This is a genomic window from Aeromonas sp. 604176, assembly GCF_049170755.1.
GTDB classification, from domain to species: Bacteria; Pseudomonadota; Gammaproteobacteria; order Enterobacterales; family Aeromonadaceae; genus Aeromonas; species Aeromonas veronii_A.
Genome location: NZ_JAAKNE010000262.1, coordinates 1 through 1,122, shown reverse-complemented (window position 1 = coordinate 1,122; position 1,122 = coordinate 1). Strand labels below are relative to the sequence as shown.

Sequence of the window (1,122 nt, the reverse complement as noted above, 5' to 3'; positions counted from 1 at the left end):
CTGCTCGGCCAGAGCAATCGTCCCAAGCTGGTGCGGATGGGGGAGACGGTGCTGCTGATCCTGCGCGGCATCAACCACAACAAGGATCACAGGCCTGAAGAGATGGTGGCGCTGCGCATCTTCATCACCCCGGATCTCATTATCAGCAGCCGTCGTCGTCCGCTGCTCTCCGAGCAGGATGTCTTCAACCAGCTCAAGCTGGGGGGCGGCGCCGATACCCCGGCCGACTGGCTGGTGGAGATCTGCGATGCCCTGACCGATCGGGCGGGGGAGTTTGTCGAGGAGCTGCACGACAAGATCCTCGATCTGGAGGAGATGGTGCTGATGCGCGACATGCCCGCCAATGGCCGACTGGCGCTGATCCGCAAGCAGCTCATTATGATCCGCCGCTACCTCTCGCCGCAGCGGGATCTGGTGGCGCGCCTTGCCAACGAGAAGATCAGCTGGCTGGATGAGGATGACCGCCGTCGCCTGCTCGATATCGCCGATCGGCTGCGGCGCTGGCTCGATGACCTCGATGCGGGAGTGGCACGCACCGCCGTGCTGGCGGACGAGATCAACAATCTGATGGCGGAGGCGACCAACCGCCGCGCCTACCAGATGTCGGTGATGGCGCTGCTCTTTTTACCTGCCAGCTTCCTGACCGGTCTGTTTGGCATCAACCTCGGTGGTATCCCCGGGGCCGAGAATCCGACCGCCTTCTGGGTCTTCTGTGGTTCGCTGGTGGCGCTGGCCAGCGGGCTGGCTATCTGGCTCAAGCATCGGCGCTGGTGGTAAGGAGGCATAACCCATGTGGCAATCAATTGGCCTGACCCTGCTGCTGTTGCTGGGTCATACCCTGATCCGGCGGCTGATTCACAAGAGCCTGCTGGCGCTCGGTCAGAGCAGGCAGGTGAGCGAGAACCGGGTGCTCTACGTGGCCCATGTGTTCCACTTCCTGCTCGGCTGCGCCACCTTGCTGGTACTGGCCGGGGTGTGGGGGCTCGACTTCTCCCGACTGGTGGTGCTCGCGTCCTCCTTCTTTGCGGTATTGGGGGTCGCCATGGTCGCCCAGTGGTCGATCCTCTCCAACATCACCGCCAGCATCACCATCTTCTTCGCCTTCCCCTACAAGATTGGCGA

General features: G+C 62.9%; 1 protein-coding gene and 1 pseudogene. Both read left to right on the top strand.

The window, feature by feature from the left end:
- Positions 1 to 777 (top strand): zinc transporter ZntB (gene zntB, locus G5358_RS21200; RefSeq protein ID WP_421324893.1); only part of this gene is annotated, 777 nt, incomplete at its 5' end.
- Between the two features lie 13 nt (positions 778 to 790).
- Positions 791 to 1,122: pseudogene (locus tag G5358_RS21195) on the top strand (small-conductance mechanosensitive channel); the annotation flags it as partial.